The organism is Dietzia sp. DQ12-76, from assembly GCF_014145045.1.
Classification (GTDB): domain Bacteria; phylum Actinomycetota; class Actinomycetes; order Mycobacteriales; family Mycobacteriaceae; genus Dietzia.
In genome coordinates this window covers 1-2,559 of the sequence record NZ_JAALDV010000402.1, presented here as the reverse complement: position 1 = coordinate 2,559, position 2,559 = coordinate 1, and the positions used below count along the sequence as shown (strand labels likewise).

Below are 2,559 nucleotides of genomic sequence, written 5' to 3'. Positions count from 1 at the left end.
CGCCGCGCCGGGCGGGAAGCGCGCCGTGCGCTCGAGGGGCTCGGGTCAGCGGCCGGTGCCGGCGTAGACCTGGGCCTCCTCCTCGCCGCCCAGCTCGAACGCGGCGTGCAGGGCGCGGACGCTCTCGGGGAGCTCGTCCTCGCGGACCAGCGCCGAGATGCGGATCTCCGAGGTGGAGATGAGCTCGATGTTGACCCCGGCCTCGGACAGCGACTCGCAGAACGTCGCGGTGACGCCCGGATGCGACTTCATGCCGGCGCCGACCAGGGAGACCTTGCCGACGTTGTCGTCGTAGAGCACCTGGTCGATCCCGAGGTCATCCTTGGCCTGTGACAGGACCTCGGTGGCCCGGGCACCCACCTCTCGCGGGCAGGTGAAGGTGATGTCGGTCTTGCCCTCGGCCTTGGAGACGTTCTGCAGGACCATGTCGATGTTGATCTCGGCGTCGGCCACCACGCGGAAGATCTTGGCGGCGTACCCCGGCTGGTCGGGGATCCCGACGACCGTGATCTTGGCCTCCGAGGCGTCGTGAGCGACTCCGGTCAGGACTGCGTCTTCCACGGGGATGTCCTCCACTTTTCCGGCCACGAGCGTGCCCGGGTTGGTCGAATACGACGAGCGCACGCGCAGGGGCACGTGGTACCGGCGGGCGAACTCGACGCTCCGCAGGTTGAGGATCTTCGAGCCGACGGCCGCCATCTCGAGCATCTCCTCGTACGAGATGGAGTCGAGCTTGCGGGCGTCGGAGACGATCCGGGGGTCGGCGGTGTAGATGCCGTCGACGTCCGAGTAGATCTCGCAGACGTCGGCGCCGAGAGCCGAGGCCATGGCGACCGCGGTGGTGTCGGATCCGCCCCGGCCGAGGGTCGTGACGTCTCTGGTCTCGCGGGACACGCCCTGGAAGCCGGCGACCAGAGCGATCTTGCCCTGGTCGAGGGCGTCACGGACCCGCCCCGGGGTGATGTCGATGATCCGGCTGTCGCCGTGCTTGGTGGTGGTGATGATCCCGGCCTGGGAGCCGGTGAACGAGTACGCCTCCATCCCGAACGAGCTGATGGCCATGGCCAGCAGCGCGTTCGAGATCCTCTCGCCCGAGGTCAGCAGCATGTCCATCTCGCGCTGCGGTGGTGCGGGGCAGACCTGGTCGGCCAGGTCCAACAGCTCGTCGGTCGTGTCCCCCATCGCGGAGGCGACGACGACGACGTCGTTGCCCGCCTTCTTGGTCTCGACGATCCGTTCGGCCACCCGACGGATACGTTCTGCGGACTCCACGGAGGAGCCGCCGTACTTCTGCACTACGAGTGCCACGCGGTCACACCCTTCCGGTGTTGATCGGCTTAACGCAGCCCTACTTTACGGGAGGTGTTTACTCATCATCGATGACAGAAACCTGGTTGGCCGTCCTCCTGGCCCTCGCCGCCGCCCTCAGTCAGGCCTTCGGCACCGTGATGCGGCACCGCACCAAGGGTCGCGCCGGCGGTCGGCTCGAGGGGCGGTTCGGCGTCCTGGCCAGCAGGTACTGGTGGTCCGGGATGGCGATCAGCCTGGCCGGGTTCGCCTTCCAGGGCGCGGCGCTGGCGTTCGGTTCGCTCATCCTCGTGCAGACGATCACAGTCCTCTCATTGACCTTCGCGCTGCCTCTCGGGGCCTGGGTCACCGGCCGCCGAGTCACCAAGACCGAACTGTTCTGGGGACATGTCCTGGCGGGATGCGTGGTCGTCCTGGTGATCTACGGGCGTCCCATGGGCGGCGACGACCACCCGCCCTGGTACGTGTGGGCACTGGCGTGCGCGGGGGGACTGGTGGCGATCGCCGTGTTGCTTCGACTGTCGCGCAATCGCCGACGCAACGGCAACCGGGCGCTCCTGCTGGGAGTGGCCGGCGGTCTGGCGTTCGCTTATGTCGCGCTGCTCACCAAGGGCGTCGCCGACCGGTGGTACTCGGGCGGGCTGGTCGAGGTCTTCACCGCGGGCGAGGTGTACGGGCTGGTGGTGGCGGCGGTGATCGCGCTGACGCTTCAGCAGATGTCGTTCTCGGCGGGGGCGGTGCACCAGGCGGTACCCGCCTCGACCGTCACCACACCCGTCGTCGCGCTGGGGCTGGGGGTGGTGGTGCTGGGCGAGTGGTTCACCGTCGACGGCGCCGAACTCGCCATCCTCGCCGCGACCCTGGTGTTGATGGTGGTGGCCACCGTGCGGCTGGCCAACAAGGAGGTCGATCTCGAGCCACAGGCCGACCCGGGCGGCGCGGGCGCGGCCAGTCCAGCGGTAACACGGCCGCAGCCGCCCGCGATTCCAGAGCCATGAGGACCCACCCCGAGCGCCAGCGCACGTCGATCTCATCGCTTAGGCTGAGCCTCATGCGTCCCACCCGCCCCAGTGGCACCTTGAGTAACAGCTGTGCCGAGAGGGCCGGCGGCAGCCCCGGGCAGGCCGCGACGTCCCGGCGCCCCTCTCCCAGAACACCCCGATTCGTGGCGACGGCGCTCGCCTCCGCCGCCGCGATCCTCACCCCCCTCGTCGTCACCGCCCCCACCGCCGGGGCGGTGGTCAACGGCGC

General features: G+C 69.4%; 2 protein-coding genes and 1 pseudogene. 2 read left to right on the top strand and 1 reads right to left on the bottom strand.

Features of this window, described 5'->3' with window-relative positions:
• Positions 1-45 precede the first annotated feature (45 nt).
• A complete protein-coding gene (locus tag G6019_RS13405; protein ID WP_107755550.1) occupies positions 46-1,308 on the bottom strand; it encodes an aspartate kinase in 1,263 nt (420 codons plus the stop codon).
• 71 nt (positions 1,309-1,379) lie between these two features.
• Between G6019_RS13405 and G6019_RS13400 the strand changes: the two genes are divergently transcribed.
• Positions 1,380-2,306 (top strand): DMT family transporter, encoded by a 927-nt coding sequence (locus G6019_RS13400; protein WP_182612550.1) that lies wholly within the window; start codon positions 1,380-1,382, stop codon positions 2,304-2,306.
• Between the two features lie 53 nt (positions 2,307-2,359).
• A pseudogene (locus G6019_RS17115) lies at positions 2,360-2,559 on the top strand (hypothetical protein); the annotation flags it as partial.